Origin of the sequence: Roseateles noduli (genome assembly GCF_050626985.1) — a bacterium.
GTDB lineage: Bacteria > Pseudomonadota > Gammaproteobacteria > Burkholderiales > Burkholderiaceae_C > Roseateles > Roseateles noduli_A.
Genome location: NZ_CP192463.1, coordinates 3,357,794 through 3,374,596, shown reverse-complemented (window position 1 = coordinate 3,374,596; position 16,803 = coordinate 3,357,794). Strand labels below are relative to the sequence as shown.

Below are 16,803 nucleotides of genomic sequence, written 5' to 3'. Positions count from 1 at the left end.
GGTCTATGCCACTGCAAGCGCAAACCGAGGCACGGTCCACCGTGTCGATGATCGACGCGTCGATCGAGGAACAATGTCACGGAACGATCCGTCCGGGATCCAGCGAGGCTCGCCTGCTGCTGGCCCAGGCGCGCAACGCCGCCTATGCGCAAGCCGCGCAGGGGCGTATCGGCGACGGCGTCGCGCTGCTCTACAACGCGCTGGAAATGGCGCCGATGAGCGTCGACCTGCTGTCCGACGTCGGCGCGCTGCTGCTGGCCGCGGGGCAACTGAGCGACGCCGCGTTGTATGCGCATCGTGCCGTGGAGCTCTCGCCGCAGCATGCGCCCTCTCTCTACACCCTCGGCTTCGCGCTGTCGGGCCTGGGCGAGGTGAAGGCCGCGATCGAGGTGTTGAGCATCCTCAATCAAGGACAGGCGCTCGAGATGCTGCGCCGCGATTCGCCGGAGCTGATGGCCATCGTCGACTCCGAATTGCTACGCCTCCAAGCCGCCTGAACGGCCGACGATCCGTCGCCGCCGGGACGGCCCTGACAGGCTGTCTCCCCGAAAAACCGCCGCCGAGCCCGCAACCACGGGCTTCGGGCGGCGGTTTTCTCTTTGGGGGCTGGCAACGTGTAGGAATCAGGCTGACAAGGCGGTCGTCCCACGCCCTAGCTTGTATCTGGCGCCACCCTGATGTCGCACGAATGGGTGTTTCTTCAGAATTCATTCCATCGCAGCAACGCCATCCACCAGGAGCCACCCGATGAACAGCGACCAGATCCTTGCCGAGATTCGCGAAGCCAACCTGTCGTACCTGATGCTGGCCCAGAGCCTGATCCGTACCGACCGGGAACAAGCGCTGTATCGCCTGGGCATCTCGGAAGAGACCGCGACGCTGCTGAACACGCTGAGCCCGGCACAGATGATGAAGATGGCTTCGGGCAACACGCTGCTGTGCCGCTTCCGCATGGACGACGACCTGGTGTGGGGCCTGCTGACCTCGCACGGCAAGCCGGCTGCCAACGACAGCGTCTCCCGCCTGCATGCCTCCATCCTGATGGCGGGCCGTCATCAGGAAGCCGCTGCCTGATCCAGAAGATTCAGGCAACTGCCTCAGGCAGAGAAATTGCCGCCCGAGAACATCCGACAGCCTCCGGAGCACCCCATGCGCACCAAGTCCATCCTGACCGAAGCCAAGCAGATCGATCGCGCCGTGACGTTGATCAAGCTGGGCGCGCGCCTGCAGGTGCTGGAGTCGGAAACCGACCTGAGCTACGAGCGTCTGCTGCGCCTGTACAAGGAAGTCTCGGGCAAGAGCCCCAGCAAGGGCCAACTGCCGTTCTCGACGGACTGGTTCATGACCTGGCAGCCCAACATCCACGCCAGCCTGTTCCTGAACATCCACGAGTACCTGAACAAGGTGGCCGAGATGGACGAGATCGATGTCGTCATCAAGGCCTATCAGCTGTACCAGGAACAGACCGCGGCGCAGAACCTGGAGCAGCTGCTGTCGGTCACCCGCGCGTGGCGCCTGGTGAAGTTCGTGGACAACGGCATGCTGACGATGACCAAGTGCAGCAAGTGCGGCGGGCACTTCGTGACTCACCCGCACGAGGTCGCCAAACATTACGTCTGCGGCCTGTGCAACCCCCCGGCGCGCGCCGGCAAGGGCAAGGCGGCCGGCGGCATCCAGATGCATTGAGCGCATCGCGTCAGGATCATTTCGTCGAATGTCTACCCGCTGGCGCAGCTGCCTGGTCGTCATCGCCCGTAACGAGGCGGCGACGATCGGCCGGCTGTTGACCAGCGTTCGTCCGTTCGTCGATGAACTGCTGGTCATGGATACGGGCTCCACCGACGACACCCTTCGTCTGGCTGAAGCCGCCGGCGCCCGGGTCGTGCATTTCCGCTGGATCGACGATTTCGCCGCGGCGCGCAATGCGGCGCTTGACGCGGCCGGCGCCGACTGGCACGTGGTGCTCGATGCGGATGAATGGTTGATCGGGGAGGGCAGTGGTGCGGCCCTCGAGGCGTTGCGCAGCACCGCCCCCGAGTTCGTCGGCACGGTCGCGCTTCAGGATCATTTCGACGGCGGTACCGCGCAGTCGCGTCTCAGCCGCGTGCTGCCGGGGCGCATTCGCTACACCGGCCGCATCCATGAACAGCCTGCGCATGAGTTGCCCGTCAGGGCGCTCGACATCCATGTCGCGCACGACGGCTACCTGCCTGAACGGCTTCACCTGAAGCGGGGACGCAACGAGCAGCTGTTACGTGCGGCGGTCAATGAAGATCCCGCCAACCCGTATCTCTGGTACCAGCTCGGCAAGGACTTCTCGGTCTATGACCGCTTCGCGGATGCGGAAGCAGCGTTCGTGAATGCCGTCGACCGCTTGACCTCGTTGCCCCTGCCGCCTGGATGGTGGAACGATCTGGTCGCGAGAAGACTCTTCCGTCTGAAGTCTCTCAAGCGCCATGCCGACGGCCTGGTCTTCGCGGAAACGCAGCTGCAACGATGCGGGGACTCGCCGGACTTCTTCTTCGCGCTGGGCGATCTGTTGCTGGATTGGGCGGCGGACCAGCCGCAGCAAGCCGAAGCCTTGATCCCGATGATCGAAGGCGCCTGGCGTCGCTGTCTGGAGATTGGCGAACGCCCTGACCAGCCGGGCGCTGTCGAGGGACGGGGCAGTCATCTCGCCGCTTACAACCTGGCGCTTGTCCTGGACGCCACCGGGCGCGCGGAGGAGGCGAGGGTGCTGCGCGAGGCGCGGTGATCCCTCAAAAAGCAGCGCCGGGATGGCGCTGATCTGGCATCTTGTAGGAATTCATCTGACAAGCGCGTCGGTGCGCTCCCTAACCCGGAGATGGAAGCGACCTGATGTTGCTTGCGTGTCGCGATCTCTACAGTTCGTCTCACGCTGAAACAAAACGACATCAGCACCCAACACCCCAGGAGCCGAACGATGAACGCCGACCAAATCCTCGCCGAGATCCGCGAAGCCAACCTGTCGTACCTGATGCTCGCCCAGAGCCTGATCCGCGCCGACCGCGAACAGGCGCTGTATCGCCTGGGCATCTCGGAAGAGACCGCGACGCTGCTGACCACGCTGAGCGCCGCCCAGATGCTGAAGATCGCCTCGGGCAATACGCTGCTGTGCCGCTTCCGCATGGACGATGACCTGGTGTGGGGCCTGCTGACCTCGCACGGCAAGCCGGCCGCCAACGACAGCGTCTCCCGCCTGCATGCCTCCATCCTGATGGCTGGACGTCATCAGGAAGCCGCCTAAGTTATATCGACGCCCAACGCGTCAACTGAAGCTGAATTGAAGCCGGAGACACCGACATGCGCACCAAGTCCATCCTGACCGAAGCCAAGCAGATCGATCGCGCCGTGACGCTGATCCACCTGGGCGCCCGCCTGCAGGTGCTGGAGTCGGAAACGGACCTGAGCTACGAGCGTCTGCTGCGCCTGTACAAGGAAGTCTCGGGCAAGAGCCCCAGCAAGGGCCAACTGCCGTTCTCGACGGACTGGTTCATGACCTGGCAGCCCAACATCCACGCCAGCCTGTTCCTGAACATCCACGAGTACCTGAACAAGGTGGCCGAGATGGACGAGATCGACGTCGTCATCAAGGCCTATCAGCTGTACCAGGAACAGACCGCGGCGCAGAACCTGGAGCAACTGCTGTCGGTCACCCGCGCGTGGCGCCTGGTGAAGTTCGTGGACAACGGCATGCTGACGATGACCAAGTGCAGCAAGTGCGGCGGCCACTTCGTGACCCACCCGCACGAGGTCGCCAAGCATTACGTCTGCGGCCTGTGCAACCCTCCGGCGCGCGCCGGCAAGGGCAAGGCGGCCGGCGGCATCCAGATGCATTGAGGGCGCCGTCATGGCCGCCCGACTCCCTCACGCCGCTTCGGGAGAGGCCCGCTCCGCGCTGCGCTGGCCGACGCTGGCGCTGCTGAGCTGGGCCGCCTGTTTCGCCGTCTGGCGCCTGTTCGGGCCCGATTGGCCGGCGGCGATCGTCGCCTCGGGCCTCGGGCTGATCCTCGCCGGGTTGCATCGCCAGACCTGGCGCCGCATGATCGTCGCCGCCGGCTTTCCGATGGCCTTGCTCTTCACCGGTACCGACCTGCCGGCCTGGATCTGGCTGATCCCGCTGGGCGTGCTGGTGCTCGCCTATCCCCGCCGAGGCTGGAGCGACGCCCCGCTGTTCCCGACACCGCACGACGCGCTGCGCGCGCTCCCCGAGCGTGTGAAGCTGCACGGCGGCGCCCGCGTGCTGGACGCCGGCTGCGGGCTAGGCGACGGATTGGTGGCCCTTCGCCGCGCTTATCCGGGCGTGCGTTTCGCGGGCATTGAATACAGTGGCTTCCTGTGGCTGCTGGCCCGCCTGCGCTGCCCCTGGGCCGATATCGCCCGGGGCGACCTGTGGGCCCAGTCGTGGCGCGACACGGACCTGGTCTACCTCTTCCAGCGGCCCGAGTCGATGCCGCGCGCGCTGGACAAGGCGCGCACGGAAATGCGACCGGGCAGTTGGCTGGTCAGCCTGGACTTCCCGCTGCCGGGACAACCCGTCTTCGCGCAGCTGGATACCGGCACCCGCCACCAGCTCTACGCCTACCGGGTGCGCGACCTGCAGGCCTGAGGCCGGGACGCGCTCCATCGATGTCGAACGACACGAGACAGCGACGCCCGACCGGCGCCCGCGAGACACCGGCCGTCACAGACCGGGCTCAAGCGGGCGGGGAGCCGGTCGATAAGGGATGAGATGGCCCGGACCGCGAGGGGACGCGGCGGCAACTTCAGGACGGAACGAATTCCATGTTTGTCATCATCGGTTGGCTGCTGGCACTGGCCTGCATCTTCGGCGTGTTCATCGCGCACGGAGGCAACATCAGCGTGGTGCTGCACGCGCTGCCGTTCGAGATGACCACCATCTTCGGCGCGGCGATCGGCGGCATGCTGGCCACGAACCCGCCCAAGGTCATGAAGGCCACCATGAAGGGCCTGGGCGACTGCTTCAAGGGCAGCAAGTACACCAAGGCGCGCTACATGGAGCTGCTGGCGCTGCTCTACGACATCCTGCAAAAGGCGCGCAAGGAAGGTCTGATGTCCATCGAAAAGGATGTCGAGGACCCGCACAGCTCGCCGCTTTTCCAGAAATACCCGACGGTGGGCAACGACCACCACGTCACCGAGTTCATCACCGACTACCTGCGGATGATGGTCTCGGGCAACCTCAACGCGCACGAGATCGAGTCCCTGATGGACGCCGAGATCGACACCCACCACCACGAGGCCTTCCTCGCCGTGATCGCGCTGCAGCGCCTGGCGGGCGGCCTGCCGGCCTTCGGCATCGTGGCCGCGGTGCTCGGCGTGGTGAACACCATGGGCTCGGTCGGCCAACCGCCGGCGGTGCTGGGCGGCATGATCGGCTCGGCGCTGGTCGGCACGTTCCTCGGGATCCTGCTGGCCTACGCCTTCGCCGAGCCGCTGGCTGGCGCGCTGGAAGCCAAGGTCGACGAGGCCGGCAAGGAACTCCAGTGCATCAAGACCACGCTGCTGGCCTCGATGCAGGGCTACGCGCCGCAGGTGGCGATCGAATTCGGACGCAAGGTGCTGTACTCGACCGAGCGCCCCACCTTCGCCGAGCTCGAAGGCCACGTGAAGAAGAAGTGAACGGAGTGAATCACCATGGCCGGTGACGCCAAGAAACTCCAGCCCATCATCATCAAGCGCGTCAAGAAGGGCGGCCATGCCGCCCATGGCGGCGCGTGGAAGATCGCGTACGCCGACTTCGTGACGGCGATGATGGCCTTCTTCCTGCTGATGTGGCTGCTCGGCTCGACGACCGAGGGTGACAAGAAGGGCATCGCGGACTATTTCGCCTCGCCGTTGAAGGTCGCCATGTTCGGCGGCTCGGGTTCGGGCGACGCGTCGCACATCATCAAGGGTGGCGGTCAGGACCTGACGCGCCAGACCGGCCAGGTCAAGGCCGGCGACGTCGAATCCCCTCGGAAAACCATCAACCTGAAGGCCCTCAAGGAAGAGCAGCGACGGGCGGAACGCGTACGCCTGCAGCAGTTGAAGGACAAGGTCGAGAAAATCATCGCGGAGAACCCCAAAATTGCGGCATTAGGTGGGCAAATCCGGCTCGATATGACACGCGAGGGCTTGCGGATCCAAATCGTGGACGAGAATAATCGTCCGATGTTTGACAGCGGCAGCGCGGTGGTGAAGCCGTATATGCGCGAGTTGTTGCAGGAACTCGGCAACGTGTTGTCCGAGGTGCCCAACCGGCTGACGCTGGAAGGACATACGGATTCACAGCCGTTTTCTGCGGGCGAGCGTGGATACAGCAACTGGGAACTGTCGGCGGACCGGGCCAATGCCTCGCGGCGAGAGCTGGTGGCGGGCGGTCTGCCGGATGCCCGGGTTCTTCGCGTGCAGGGGTTAGCGTCAAGCAAACTGCTGGACACGAAAGACCCCAAAGCCCAAGTCAATCGCCGCATCAGCATCATCGTGATGAATCGCGATGCCGAGGATGCGGTGCTGAAGAACCTGCCCGATGAGGACGAGGACACTTCAGACCCCGCGGCGAGCGCGCCGCAGGCCTCAAGTTCCGCGCCCGCGGGCCGATAACGTTCCGGATCGACGTTCTGTCATCTATAACCAGATCTCGCCTTAAGCCCTCCAGTCCCCTCAGAGGAACGCCATGAGCACTGACATGAAATTCTTGATCGTCGACGACTTCTCGACCATGCGCCGGATCGTGCGCGGTCTGCTGAAGGAGATCGGCTACAACAACGCCGAAGAGGCGGAAGACGGCGTCGAGGCCCTGAGCATGCTGAAACAGGCGAAATACGATTTCGTCGTCAGCGACATCAACATGCCCAACATGAATGGCTTCGAGCTGCTCAAGGCCATCAAGGAAGACGCCACGCTGAAGCACCTGCCGGTGCTGATGGTGACGGCGGAAGCCCGCAAGGAAGACATCGTCCTGGCCGCCCAGAGCGGCGCGGCGGGCTACATCGTGAAGCCGTTCACGAAGGCCACACTGGAGGAGAAGGTCCTGAAGATCATGCAGAAGCTGGCCGCTGCGGCCTGACGCTGGGAGTCCCACCATGCAGATGGAAGAGCTGGCCAAACTGACCTCGCAATCCAACGAGCCCTTGACGGTCTCGCCCGAGGTGTTCCAACAGATCGGCACGATCACGCGCGTGCTGCACGACACGATGCAGCAGCTGGGCGTGATGCCCAAGCTGCAGGTCGCGACCGACGGGCTGCCCGACGCACGCAGCCGCCTGACCTACATCGCCAACAAGACCGCCGACGCCGCCAACAAGGTGCTGAACTCGGTCGACCAGGCCAAGGCCGAGCACGCCAAGATCACCGAGGCCGCCAACGCGATGGCCCAGGCCATTACCGCGGACCCGGTCCGCGCGGTGGCGTCGGGCGCGGTGCTGAACTTCGTCAAGGAGGTCGAGTCCTCCACGTCGAAGATCGATACCCACCTGACCGACATCATGCTGTCGCAGGACTTCCATGACCTGACCGGCCAGGTGGTCGCCAAGGTCGTGACGCTGGCCAACGATCTGGAAGATTCGCTGGTGAAGCTGCTGGTCTCGGTGGTGCCGCCGGAACAGCGCGAGAAGGTCGACCCGAGCATCCTGCAGGGCCCGGTCGTGAACCCGGAAGGCCGCGCCGACGTGGTGGCCAACCAGTCCGAAGTGGACGATCTGCTGGCCTCTCTGGGCTTCTGATCTTTCGAAGCCGGCATCGCCGCAACGAAACCCGCGCCTCGGCGCGGGTTTCTGCTTTCTGGGGTGGCGAGATCGGAAGTCGGGCAGATTTCGGGCCCTTATCCGGCCAAGGCGAAACCCCTTCCGGCCAAACAATGGCGGGGCCACGGCATAGGGCCGTGACCACCCCATGGCCGATCAAGACGCACAAGACCGCAACTTACCCGCCTCGCAGAAAAAGATCGAAAGATCTCGCAAGGAAGGTCAACTGCCGCGCTCCCGGGACCTGCCGCATTTCGCGGTGATGGCCACGGGTGGCGCCTTGTTCGCGACGTCGACGCCGTACGCCGTCGAAACCCTGCAGCGCATGCTGGAAGGTGCGCTGCGGTTTGACGCCGAACAGCTGCGGACGGCCGGCATGATGACCGAGCGCCTGTCGACGCTGACCTGGCAGGGTTTCATGCTGGGCCTGCCGGCGCTGATCATCCTGGCGATGGCGGCGATCGCCGCGCACATCGCCTCGGGCGGCTGGAACTTCACGATGAAGCCGCTGGCCCCGAAATTCACGAACCTGAATCCGATCACCGGTTTCGGCAAACTGTTCCAGATGCAGAACCTGACCACGGCGCTGAAGGCCGTGGCGCTGTCGCTGGTGCTGGGCGTCGTCGGCGCGATGGCGCTGAAGGACCGCATCGCCGGTTTTATCGGGATCATGTCGGTGCCGCTGCCGTCGGCGCTGGCCTTCGCCGGCAAGCAGCTGATGGGCGGGCTGATGATGCTGGGCCTGTGCCTGGCGTTGTTCGCCGTCATCGACGTGCCGCTGCAGCGCCACCAGTACCTGAAGCGGCTGAAGATGTCCCGCGAGGAAGCCAAGAACGAGCTCAAGGAAGCCGAAGGCAACCTCGAGATGAAGCACAAGATGCGCGCCAAGGCGCGGGAGCTGGTGAAGCGCCGGATGCTGCAGGCGGTGCCGAAGGCCGATCTTGTCGTGATGAACCCGACCCACTATGCGGTCGCCATCGCCTACGACGAAACCAAGTTCGGCGCGCCGCGCGTGGTGGCGAAGGGCCTGGACCTGCTGGCCTTCAAGATCCGCGACATCGCCAAGGAAAACAAGGTCCCGGTGCTCCAGGCGCCAGCGCTGGCCCGCGCCCTGTACGCCCACGCCGAGCTGGACCGCGAGATCCCCGGCGCGCTGTTCGGCGCCGTGGCGCAGGTGCTGGCCTACGTGTACCAGCTGAAGGCCGCGTTGAAGGGGCAAGGCGCCTCGCCTCAGGCCGTGCCGAACCCGCCGGTGCCCGATGAGCTCGACCCGCACAAGAAGCCGGGCTGGACGCCGCCGGAAGAGGAACTGGACGATCAGTTCCCGGAAGGCAAGCCGGCCTGATCGCGGCTGTTCGATGTACCGAGCGGGAGGGGCCCGGGCCGGTGCCCCCTTTCCGCTCAATCTCCTCCTCGCCGCTCGGAATTCGCTCCAAGGGGGCACCGGCCCGGGCCCCTCTGGCGAGGGCGCTCCGGAGTGGCGCCGAGGTAGGCGCGATTCCGGGGGGGAATTCCCCCCTTTATCCGGCTAAAGGAAAACTGGCTCTCGCCGAACAATGGCGTGGCCCGACGGCAGTGTCGGGCAAGTGAATTCCCCTCCGGCATCCAACAGGTTGAAGGCAGCACCGATGAACGAGCTGATGGCCCGTTTGCAGAACTTCCTCGGACCCCGCGCCGCCATCGTGCAGGCGCTCGGGGCGCCGATCGCCATCATGATCATCCTGTCGATGATGGTGCTGCCGCTGCCGGCCTTCGCCCTGGACCTGTTCTTCACCTTCAACATCGCCATGTCCATCATGGTGATGCTGGTGGCGTCGCAGATGCTGCGGCCGCTGGACTTTGCCGCCTTCCCGACCGTCCTGCTGATCACGACGCTGCTGCGCCTGTCGCTGAACGTGGCCTCGACCCGCGTGGTGCTGCTGGAAGGCCACACCGGCGCCGGCGCCGCGGGCAAGGTCATCGAATCCTTCGGCCACTTCCTGATCGGCGGCAACTTCGCCGTCGGCCTGATCGTGTTCGCGATCCTGGTGGTCATCAACTTCATCGTGGTCACCAAGGGTGCGGAGCGGATCGCCGAAGTCGGCGCGCGTTTCACCCTGGACGCGATGCCCGGCAAGCAGATGGCGATCGACGCCGACCTGTCCGCCGGCCTGATCGACGAGAAGGAAGCCAAGCGCCGCCGCGCCGAACTGGGCGACGAGGCGGACTTCTTCGGCTCCATGGACGGTGCCTCGAAGTTCGTCCGCGGCGACGCGATCGCCGGCATCCTGATCCTCTTCATCAACATCGTCGGCGGCTTCGTCATCGGCGTGGTCCAGCACGGTCTGACCGCCAGCCAGGCCGCCGACAGCTACATCCTGCTGGCCGTCGGCGACGCGCTGGTGGCGCAGATCCCGGCGCTGCTGATCTCCGTCTCCTCCGCCCTGGTCGTGTCGCGCGTCGGCAAGGACAAGGACGTCGGCCAGATGATCGGCTCGCAGGTGTTCGGCTCGATCAAGGCCGTCGCCATCACCGCGGGCGTCGTCTTCATCCTGGGCCTGATCCCGGGCATGCCGCACCTGGTCTTCATGATCATTGCCGGCGCCCTGGGCTACCTGGCCTACTGGCTGCGCACCACGGAGCAGGCCACGAAGGCCGCCGAATCCCGCAAGGCCGCCGCTCCGGTGCCCGGCGCGCCGAACCCGGATGCCGAAGCCTCCTGGGACGACGTCGTCGCGGTGGACACGCTGGGCCTGGAAGTCGGCTACCGCCTGATCACGCTGGTCGACAAGACCCGCGAAGGCGACCTGCTGAGCCGCATCAAGGGCGTGCGCCGCAAGTTCGCGCAGGACATCGGTTTCCTGCCCCCGTCGGTGCACATCCGGGACAACCTGGAACTGCGCCCCAGCCAGTACCGCGTGACCTTGCGCGGCGCGGTGATCGGGGAAGCGGAGGCCTACCCGGGCATGTGGCTGGCGATCAACCCCGGTCACGCCACGCAGAAGCTGATCGGGACGCCCACGACGGATCCCGCCTTCGGACTCCCGGCGGTCTGGGTCGAGGAGCGGCAACGGGATATGGCGCAAATGGCGGGCTTTACCGTCGTTGATTGCGCGACCGTGGTGGCCACGCATCTTTCACACTTGCTGCAAGTTCACGCGGCCCGGTTGTTGGGCCGGGTGGAAACCCAGCAGCTGGTGGATCACCTCACCAAGCAAGCGCCCCAACTCATCGAAGACGTGATTCCCAAGATGGTCAATGTCGCCGCCCTGCAACGAGTCCTCCAGTTCCTGCTGGAAGAGGGCGTGCATATCCGCGACATGCGTTCCATCGTGGAAAGCCTGGCCGAAAACGCCGGGCAGACGACCGATCCCGCCGAGCTGGCCCGTCGCATCCGCATCCACATCGCTCCGGCGATCGTGCAGCAGATCTACGGACCGGCCAAGGAGCTCGACGTCATCGCCCTCGACCCCGAGCTGGAACGTCTGGTCTCGCAGGCCCTGCACTCGCCTCACGGCGCGGCGCTGGATCCCGGCGTGGCCGACACGCTTGCAAGAAGTGCCGCGCAGACCGCGCAGTCCCAAGAGGATCGCGGTTTGCCCGCCTGCCTGCTGGTGCCCGACCTGATTCGCGCTCCCCTGGCCCGTCTGCTCAAGCGCGCTGCGCCGCGGCTGAAGGTGCTGGGACACAGCGAGATTCCTGAAACGCACACGATCCGCATCGGCTCCATCATCGGAGGCACGGCATGAACGTCAAACGCTTTACCGCCCGCAATTCCCGCGAAGCCATGGCCCTGGTCCGCCAGGCCTTCGGCGACGAAGCGGTCGTGCTCTCGAACAAGCCTTGCCCCGAAGGGGTGGAGGTGCTGGCGATGGCGCCGGAAGGCATGTCGCAGATCGAGCGCGTCGCCGCCTCGACGCCGCGTGCCGCAGCTGCTGCGCCCCGCGCCGCCGCGCCGCGTCAGCCGGCTGCCCAACCGCAGCGCCAGCAGCAACGGGAAGACGTGCCACCGCGTCAGGCGCTCAAGCAGCGTCTGTCCGCGTCGCCGGCCCCGCAGCGCGCGGAGCCCGGTTTCGGTGGCTCCGGAGCCTCGGTGGGCGAGGACGTCAACGCGATGGCCATGAGCACGCTGTCCTTCCAGGACTACGTCCGGGAGCGCATGCTCAAGCGCCGCTCGGCGGAGATGAACGGCCTGCCCGATCCGATGATGGACGAGCCGGCGCCCGCCTTTTCGCAGTCGCAAATGAATGAATCGGTCGCCTCGATGGCCGCGCAGCGCGACCAGCGCGCGCGTTCCGCGATGCAGACCCTGGGCGCCCGTCGTGTCGACGAGCGTGCCTACGACTCCGCGCCGGCCCCCGCGCCGCGCGTCGTGCCCCCGGTGCTGCGCGACGAGATCCGCGTGCAGCAGCAGTCCCTGCAGGACCTGGGCGGCATCGGCCACGGCTTCGGCGGCATGGGCAACCATCCGCTGAACGACATGCCGGCGTCCTCGCGTCGCGAGCAGGAGATGATGACCGAGCTCCGCGCGATGAAGGGCATGATCGAAGAGCGCTTCGGCGCGCTGGCCTTCATGGAGAAGCTGCAGCGCCAGCCGGCGAAGGCCCGCCTGACGCAGAAGCTGCTGGATGCCGGTTTCTCGCCGGCCCTGGTGCGCAAGCTGGTCGAAGGCCTGCCGGCGCAGACGACCGAGGAAGCCGATTCCCACGCGTGGGCCGCCAACGTGCTGTCGCGCAACGTGCAGACCGCCGAGCAGCAACCGGCCCTGGAAGATCAAGGCGGCGTGTTCGCGATGATCGGCTCGACCGGCGTCGGCAAGACGACGACGACGGCCAAGATCGCCGCGGCCTTCGCCACCAAGTACGGCGCGAGCCAGCTCGGCCTGATCACGCTGGATGCCTATCGGGTCGGCGCCCACGAGCAACTGCGCGCCTATGGCCGCATCCTGGGCGTGCCGGTGCACACGGCGCATGACCGCGCCTCGCTGGAAGACCTGCTGGACCTGCTGTCGTCCAAGAAAATGGTGCTGATCGACACGGCCGGCACGGCCCAGCGCGACAGCCGGACCGCCGAGCTGCTGGAGATGCTGGCGCACAAGAGCATCAAGCGCATCCTGGTCGTCAACGCCGCCCAGCAGGGCGAGACGATCGAGGACGTGGTCGGTGCCTGGCGCGGCGCGGAAGCGCAAGGCGTCATCCTGTCCAAGCTGGACGAAGCGGTGAAGCTGGCCCCGGCGCTGGACACCGTGATCCGTCACAAGCTGCGCGTCCTGGGCGTCACCAACGGCCAACGCGTGCCGGAAGACTGGCATCGCCTGTCGTCGCAGGCCCTGGTGCAGCGCGCGCTGCGCAGCCACGGCCAGGCGGCCTGGCGCGTGGATGCTTCCGACGTCAACCTGATCTTCACCGCCGGCACGATGGCCGGATCGGCGGGCGCATCCTCGCCGATGGGGATGAACTGACCAAGGGCTGACCGCTCGGCCGGAGGGGCTTCCGGGGGACGGGAGTTGCCAAACCCGGTCACAAGTTCTAGAAAGGGGGAAGGGCTCGGGCTCTTCCCCCTTTTTCCGTTGCGGCGGGGGACGACTCGACGTCGTTGTGTGAGAGGTCCACGAGGTGAGGGTGCCAGGAGAGAAAAGCGGGGTGTTTCCCCCTTTCAATTCCCGGTCAAGGAGTGGCCCCCGGGGCGAAACTTCCGGTAACGGCTCCAGCAATGGCCGGTTCCTTTCGAGAGGGACATGGTGGCTGGAGCGGAAACACGCAAGAGACACAGAGCAGCCCAATGCGCGACTTCAGCAATGCTCCCAAGGACCAGGCCGACGGCCTGCGCCGTCTGTTCGCCACGGCGCGCGTGCGCGTGGTGCCGGTGGTGAGCAATCCGCATGTGGTGGGAAGCGGCGCGCTGCTGGAAGGCATGTGCGCGGCGTTCGGCGAACTCGGCCTGCACACGCTGGTCGTGGACGCGGGCGAGCAGGCCGCGGCGCCGTCGGACCTCGCGGCGGTGGACCTCGCGGCCTGCGTGGAGCCGCTGTCGGCCAAGGTGTCCTTCCTCACCGCGCGCGGACTGCCGCTGCGCTACATCAATGCCAACGGTTCGGCCGCCCAGTTCCTGGAAGCGGTGACCGACGCGGCGCCGTTCGCGGACGTCGTCCTGCTGCATGCCAGCGCCGCGGAACTGAGCCGCGTGCTGGTGTCGCGCGAGGTGCGTCCGGTGCTGCTGGCCGACACCGACGTGCAGAGCGTGACCTACGCCTACGCCGGCATGAAATGGCTGACGCAGCGCGCGGGCCTGATGGTCTACAGCCTGCTGCTGGCCTGCAACCCGCAGCTGCGCCTGGCGGAGCGGATCGCCCAGCAGCTCTCGAGCTGCGGCGACGGTTTCCTCGGCGCGGTGCTGCGCGAGTGGGCCTGCATGGATCCCCGCCAGCCGGTCTCCGCGCCCCTGACGCACGAGCTGCGTCACATGGCGCGCGAGCTGCTGCTGGCCTCGGTACCGGGTGCGGCGCTCGACAGCGCCGCTGATGCGATGCCGCTGCGTCCGCGGCCGATGTGGCAGCCCAAGGCTGGCCGCGCCCCGCAAGGCGTGACCCTCGCTGCGCATTGACGCCGGATTGGAGACGAGACGATGTACACCGCCAAGGGTCAACTCGACAACAACTCGCTGATCCGCCAGTACAGCCCGCTGGTGCGCCGTCTGGCGCATCAGATGATCGCGAAACTGCCGGCCAACGTCGAACTGGACGACCTGATCCAGGTCGGCCTGATCGGCCTGACGGACGCACTGTCGCGCTTCGACACGGCGCAGGGCGTGCAGTTCGAGACCTTCGCGACGCAGCGCATCCGCGGCGCGATGCTCGATGAACTGCGCGGCAGCGACTGGATGAGCCGCGGCAACCGCCGCCAGCAGCGCTCGATCGAGAGCGCGGTGCACAAGCTCGAGCAGAAGCTCGGCCGCCCGCCGCAGGAGTCCGAGATCGCCGTCGAGATGGGCATCTCGCTGACCGAGTACCAGGAGATGCTGGGCAAGGTGCGCGGGACGCAGCTGGTCTATCTGGAGGACATCTCCGGGGACGACGACAGCGACGATTACCTCGACCGTCACGTCAGCAACGAATCGGCGGATCCGATGTCGATGCTGCGCGACCGCCGCATGCGCGAGGCGCTGGTGGAGGCGATCAAGAACCTGCCGGAGCGCGAGGCCTACGTCATGTCCATGTACTACGAACATGACATGAACCTGAAAGAGATCGCCGCGGTGCTGAAAGTGACTGAATCGCGGGTTTGCCAACTACACAGTCAAGCGATTGCCCGATTGCGCGTGAAGCTGCGCGACTGGTAAAACGAGCCGCACAGCGGCCGCAGTTCTTGTGGTCCATAAACCATGAGGGGAGCGACCGATGTGGGACTCATGGCGCAGGCGCGCCGGGAAGGTGGCGCCAGATGCGTCGGTGGGGGGAGCCGACATCGGCTTTCGCGAGCCGGCGATGCAAGGCAACACGGCGAAGGTCGTCCGGGAGCTCTCCTCCGGCGTTTCCAAACTGGGCCGTGACGCGGCCGAAGTCCGCGGGCTGCTGGAGGACACGCAGAAGGTCGTGACCTCGCAGGCGCAGGCGATGCAGGCGCTGGGCTCGGAGCTGCAGCAGGTCCGGCATGCGCAGGACGGCATCAATCAATCGACGAACCAGACGCGCGAGGCGGTGGGGCGCGCGCGCACGGCCTTGTCGGGCGTGGGCGACGAGGTGGGCGGGATCGTGGCGACGCTGCGGCAGGTGTCCGGGGCGGCGTCCGAGATCACGAAGATCGCGTTGCAGACGCGGCTGGTGGCGTTCAACGCATCGGTGGAAGCCAAGCGCGCCGGCGAGGCGGGTCGCGGCTTCGGCGTGGTGGCGGATGCGGTGAAGGACCTGGCGGCGCAGGTGGAGGCGTCGTCGAAGGCCATCATGGGCACGGTGGGGACGCTGGATGCGCGCATCGGGACCTTCAGCCGGGAGTTGAGGGCGGACGGCTCGGGAGGAGCCGGCGAGAGCAAGATCCTGCAGGCGTTCGCGGATGTGGAGGTCGACGTCGACCTCATCGCGAAATCGGCGCAGGAGAGCCAGGCGACGACGCATCAGCTGGCGGAACGCTCGGGAGAGCTCGGGGTGGAGATCCAGCAGGCGATGCGCAAGCTGGAGTCGGCGTTCGCGTGCAGCGACCGGTTCCTGCGGCTGTCCGAGCAGATGATCGAGCAGATCGCGTCGAGCGGCATCGAGGTCGAGGACTCGCCGTACATCCAGGCGGTACAGACCGCGTCGGCGGAGATCGCGGGCTTGCTCGAACGCGCGGTGAAGGAGAAGCGGATCGATGCGTCGTCGCTCTTCGACGAGCAGTACCAGCCGATCGCGGGGACCGACCCGCAGCAGTTCACGACGAGATTCACGCAGATCGCGGATCAGCTGTTCCCGGAGGTCCAGGAGCGGATGCTGAAGTTCTCGGACAAGGTGGTGTTCTGCATCGCGGTGGACCGCAACGGGTACGTGGCGACGCATAACAAGCGGTACTGCCAGCCCCAGCGAGCGGGCGACGTGGCTTGGAATACAGCCAATAGCCGCTACCGCAGGATCTTCAACGACCGGACAGGGCTGGCTTCAGCCCGGAATCAACGACCGTTCCTTCTGCAAACCTATCGCCGGGATATGGGCGGTGGGAACTTCGTGCTGCTCAAGGAGGCTTCGGCGCCCGTCACCGTTGCTGGGAGGCATTGGGGCGGTTTGCGTCTAGCGTTCAATTTCTAGTTTTTAACAGGGAGGACGTCATGGAGAGATATGCCAACAATAATGGTGACTCTGCAGTGGTTGCTTTTGAGATTGGGCAAGGTTCCATCAAAGTCCGGTTTCAAGATGGAATGATTTATCTGTATACCACTGCGTCCACTAGTGCAGTTAATATTGCTGAAATGCAGCGACTGGCACGTGCGGGGGAGTGGGTTAAATTCGTATATCGGTCGAATTGTGAAGAAGGGATATGCCTGGAAAGGGCGATAATTGCGGAGCGCAATTATTGCGGCTGACAGTCGA

The 16,803-nt window shown here is 65.8% G+C and carries 18 protein-coding genes; all 18 read left to right on the top strand.

Features of this window, described 5'->3' with window-relative positions; translation table 11 throughout:
• The first annotated feature begins 5 nt into the window (after positions 1–5).
• Complete coding sequence (locus ACQ4L4_RS14715; RefSeq protein ID WP_431099697.1) at positions 6–497, top strand: tetratricopeptide repeat protein; 492 nt, start codon at positions 6–8, stop codon at positions 495–497.
• Positions 498–747: 250 nt separating this feature from the next.
• Positions 748–1,074 carry a flagellar transcriptional regulator FlhD gene (gene flhD / locus ACQ4L4_RS14710; RefSeq protein WP_067276165.1) on the top strand — a complete coding sequence of 109 codons (327 nt, stop codon included), beginning with the start codon at positions 748–750 and terminating at the stop codon, positions 1,072–1,074.
• Positions 1,075–1,149: 75 nt separating this feature from the next.
• Positions 1,150–1,686 (top strand): flagellar transcriptional regulator FlhC, encoded by a 537-nt coding sequence (flhC, locus tag ACQ4L4_RS14705; protein WP_088403400.1) that lies wholly within the window; start codon positions 1,150–1,152, stop codon positions 1,684–1,686.
• 28 nt (positions 1,687–1,714) lie between these two features.
• On the top strand, positions 1,715–2,755 hold the full coding sequence (locus tag ACQ4L4_RS14700; protein WP_431099696.1) for a glycosyltransferase: 1,041 nt from the start codon (positions 1,715–1,717) through the stop codon (positions 2,753–2,755).
• Positions 2,756–2,944: 189 nt separating this feature from the next.
• Positions 2,945–3,268, top strand: coding sequence for a flagellar transcriptional regulator FlhD (gene flhD / locus ACQ4L4_RS14695; protein ID WP_377161327.1), 324 nt, complete (start codon positions 2,945–2,947; stop codon positions 3,266–3,268).
• A gap of 56 nt (positions 3,269–3,324) precedes the next feature.
• Complete coding sequence (gene flhC, locus ACQ4L4_RS14690) at positions 3,325–3,861, top strand: flagellar transcriptional regulator FlhC (RefSeq protein ID WP_067276156.1); 537 nt, start codon at positions 3,325–3,327, stop codon at positions 3,859–3,861.
• A 10-nt stretch (positions 3,862–3,871) separates the two neighbouring features.
• Complete coding sequence (locus ACQ4L4_RS14685; RefSeq protein WP_431099695.1) at positions 3,872–4,630, top strand: class I SAM-dependent methyltransferase; 759 nt, start codon at positions 3,872–3,874, stop codon at positions 4,628–4,630.
• A gap of 176 nt (positions 4,631–4,806) precedes the next feature.
• Positions 4,807–5,664, top strand: a complete 858-nt coding sequence (motA, locus tag ACQ4L4_RS14680) for a flagellar motor stator protein MotA (RefSeq protein WP_088403404.1) — start codon at positions 4,807–4,809, stop codon at positions 5,662–5,664.
• 15 nt (positions 5,665–5,679) lie between these two features.
• Complete coding sequence (motB, locus tag ACQ4L4_RS14675) at positions 5,680–6,627, top strand: flagellar motor protein MotB (protein ID WP_377161332.1); 948 nt, start codon at positions 5,680–5,682, stop codon at positions 6,625–6,627.
• A gap of 73 nt (positions 6,628–6,700) precedes the next feature.
• The gene (cheY, locus tag ACQ4L4_RS14670; protein ID WP_067276146.1) at positions 6,701–7,093 is read left to right on the top strand and encodes a chemotaxis response regulator CheY; all 393 of its coding nucleotides are present in this window, start codon (positions 6,701–6,703) and stop codon (positions 7,091–7,093) included.
• 16 nt (positions 7,094–7,109) lie between these two features.
• The gene (locus ACQ4L4_RS14665; protein ID WP_082938636.1) at positions 7,110–7,748 is read left to right on the top strand and encodes a protein phosphatase CheZ; all 639 of its coding nucleotides are present in this window, start codon (positions 7,110–7,112) and stop codon (positions 7,746–7,748) included.
• 169 nt (positions 7,749–7,917) lie between these two features.
• A complete protein-coding gene (locus ACQ4L4_RS14660; protein WP_431099694.1) occupies positions 7,918–9,114 on the top strand; it encodes an EscU/YscU/HrcU family type III secretion system export apparatus switch protein in 1,197 nt (398 codons plus the stop codon).
• A gap of 283 nt (positions 9,115–9,397) precedes the next feature.
• On the top strand, positions 9,398–11,497 hold the full coding sequence (gene flhA / locus ACQ4L4_RS14655) for a flagellar biosynthesis protein FlhA (protein ID WP_431099693.1): 2,100 nt from the start codon (positions 9,398–9,400) through the stop codon (positions 11,495–11,497).
• Positions 11,494–13,209 carry a flagellar biosynthesis protein FlhF gene (gene flhF, locus ACQ4L4_RS14650; RefSeq protein WP_431099692.1) on the top strand — a complete coding sequence of 572 codons (1,716 nt, stop codon included), beginning with the start codon at positions 11,494–11,496 and terminating at the stop codon, positions 13,207–13,209. The genes flhA and flhF overlap by 4 nt, the downstream gene beginning before the upstream one ends.
• 320 nt (positions 13,210–13,529) lie before the next feature.
• The gene (locus ACQ4L4_RS14645) at positions 13,530–14,351 is read left to right on the top strand and encodes a MinD/ParA family ATP-binding protein (protein WP_431099691.1); all 822 of its coding nucleotides are present in this window, start codon (positions 13,530–13,532) and stop codon (positions 14,349–14,351) included.
• A 21-nt stretch (positions 14,352–14,372) separates the two neighbouring features.
• Positions 14,373–15,086, top strand: coding sequence for an RNA polymerase sigma factor FliA (locus ACQ4L4_RS14640; RefSeq protein ID WP_431099690.1), 714 nt, complete (start codon positions 14,373–14,375; stop codon positions 15,084–15,086).
• 274 nt (positions 15,087–15,360) lie between these two features.
• Complete coding sequence (locus tag ACQ4L4_RS14635) at positions 15,361–16,521, top strand: methyl-accepting chemotaxis protein (protein WP_431099689.1); 1,161 nt, start codon at positions 15,361–15,363, stop codon at positions 16,519–16,521.
• 20 nt (positions 16,522–16,541) lie between these two features.
• Entirely contained in the window at positions 16,542–16,796 is a 255-nt protein-coding gene (locus tag ACQ4L4_RS14630) for a hypothetical protein (protein ID WP_431099687.1), read from the top strand.
• Positions 16,797–16,803: the final 7 nt, after the last annotated feature.

Coding starts and splice junctions, on each gene's coding strand:
- flhC (WP_067276156.1), top strand. CDS start 3,325: ATGCGCACCAAGTCCATCCTGACCGAAGCCAAGCAGATCGATCGCGCC.
- flhC (WP_088403400.1), top strand. CDS start 1,150: ATGCGCACCAAGTCCATCCTGACCGAAGCCAAGCAGATCGATCGCGCC.
- ACQ4L4_RS14685 (WP_431099695.1), top strand. CDS start 3,872: ATGGCCGCCCGACTCCCTCACGCCGCTTCGGGAGAGGCCCGCTCCGCG.
- flhF (WP_431099692.1), top strand. CDS start 11,494: ATGAACGTCAAACGCTTTACCGCCCGCAATTCCCGCGAAGCCATGGCC.
- ACQ4L4_RS14715 (WP_431099697.1), top strand. CDS start 6: ATGCCACTGCAAGCGCAAACCGAGGCACGGTCCACCGTGTCGATGATC.
- ACQ4L4_RS14660 (WP_431099694.1), top strand. CDS start 7,918: ATGGCCGATCAAGACGCACAAGACCGCAACTTACCCGCCTCGCAGAAA.
- ACQ4L4_RS14645 (WP_431099691.1), top strand. CDS start 13,530: ATGCGCGACTTCAGCAATGCTCCCAAGGACCAGGCCGACGGCCTGCGC.
- motA (WP_088403404.1), top strand. CDS start 4,807: ATGTTTGTCATCATCGGTTGGCTGCTGGCACTGGCCTGCATCTTCGGC.
- ACQ4L4_RS14635 (WP_431099689.1), top strand. CDS start 15,361: ATGCAGGCGCTGGGCTCGGAGCTGCAGCAGGTCCGGCATGCGCAGGAC.
- flhD (WP_377161327.1), top strand. CDS start 2,945: ATGAACGCCGACCAAATCCTCGCCGAGATCCGCGAAGCCAACCTGTCG.
- ACQ4L4_RS14700 (WP_431099696.1), top strand. CDS start 1,715: ATGTCTACCCGCTGGCGCAGCTGCCTGGTCGTCATCGCCCGTAACGAG.
- flhD (WP_067276165.1), top strand. CDS start 748: ATGAACAGCGACCAGATCCTTGCCGAGATTCGCGAAGCCAACCTGTCG.
- ACQ4L4_RS14665 (WP_082938636.1), top strand. CDS start 7,110: ATGCAGATGGAAGAGCTGGCCAAACTGACCTCGCAATCCAACGAGCCC.
- ACQ4L4_RS14640 (WP_431099690.1), top strand. CDS start 14,373: ATGTACACCGCCAAGGGTCAACTCGACAACAACTCGCTGATCCGCCAG.
- ACQ4L4_RS14630 (WP_431099687.1), top strand. CDS start 16,542: ATGGAGAGATATGCCAACAATAATGGTGACTCTGCAGTGGTTGCTTTT.
- cheY (WP_067276146.1), top strand. CDS start 6,701: ATGAGCACTGACATGAAATTCTTGATCGTCGACGACTTCTCGACCATG.
- motB (WP_377161332.1), top strand. CDS start 5,680: ATGGCCGGTGACGCCAAGAAACTCCAGCCCATCATCATCAAGCGCGTC.
- flhA (WP_431099693.1), top strand. CDS start 9,398: ATGAACGAGCTGATGGCCCGTTTGCAGAACTTCCTCGGACCCCGCGCC.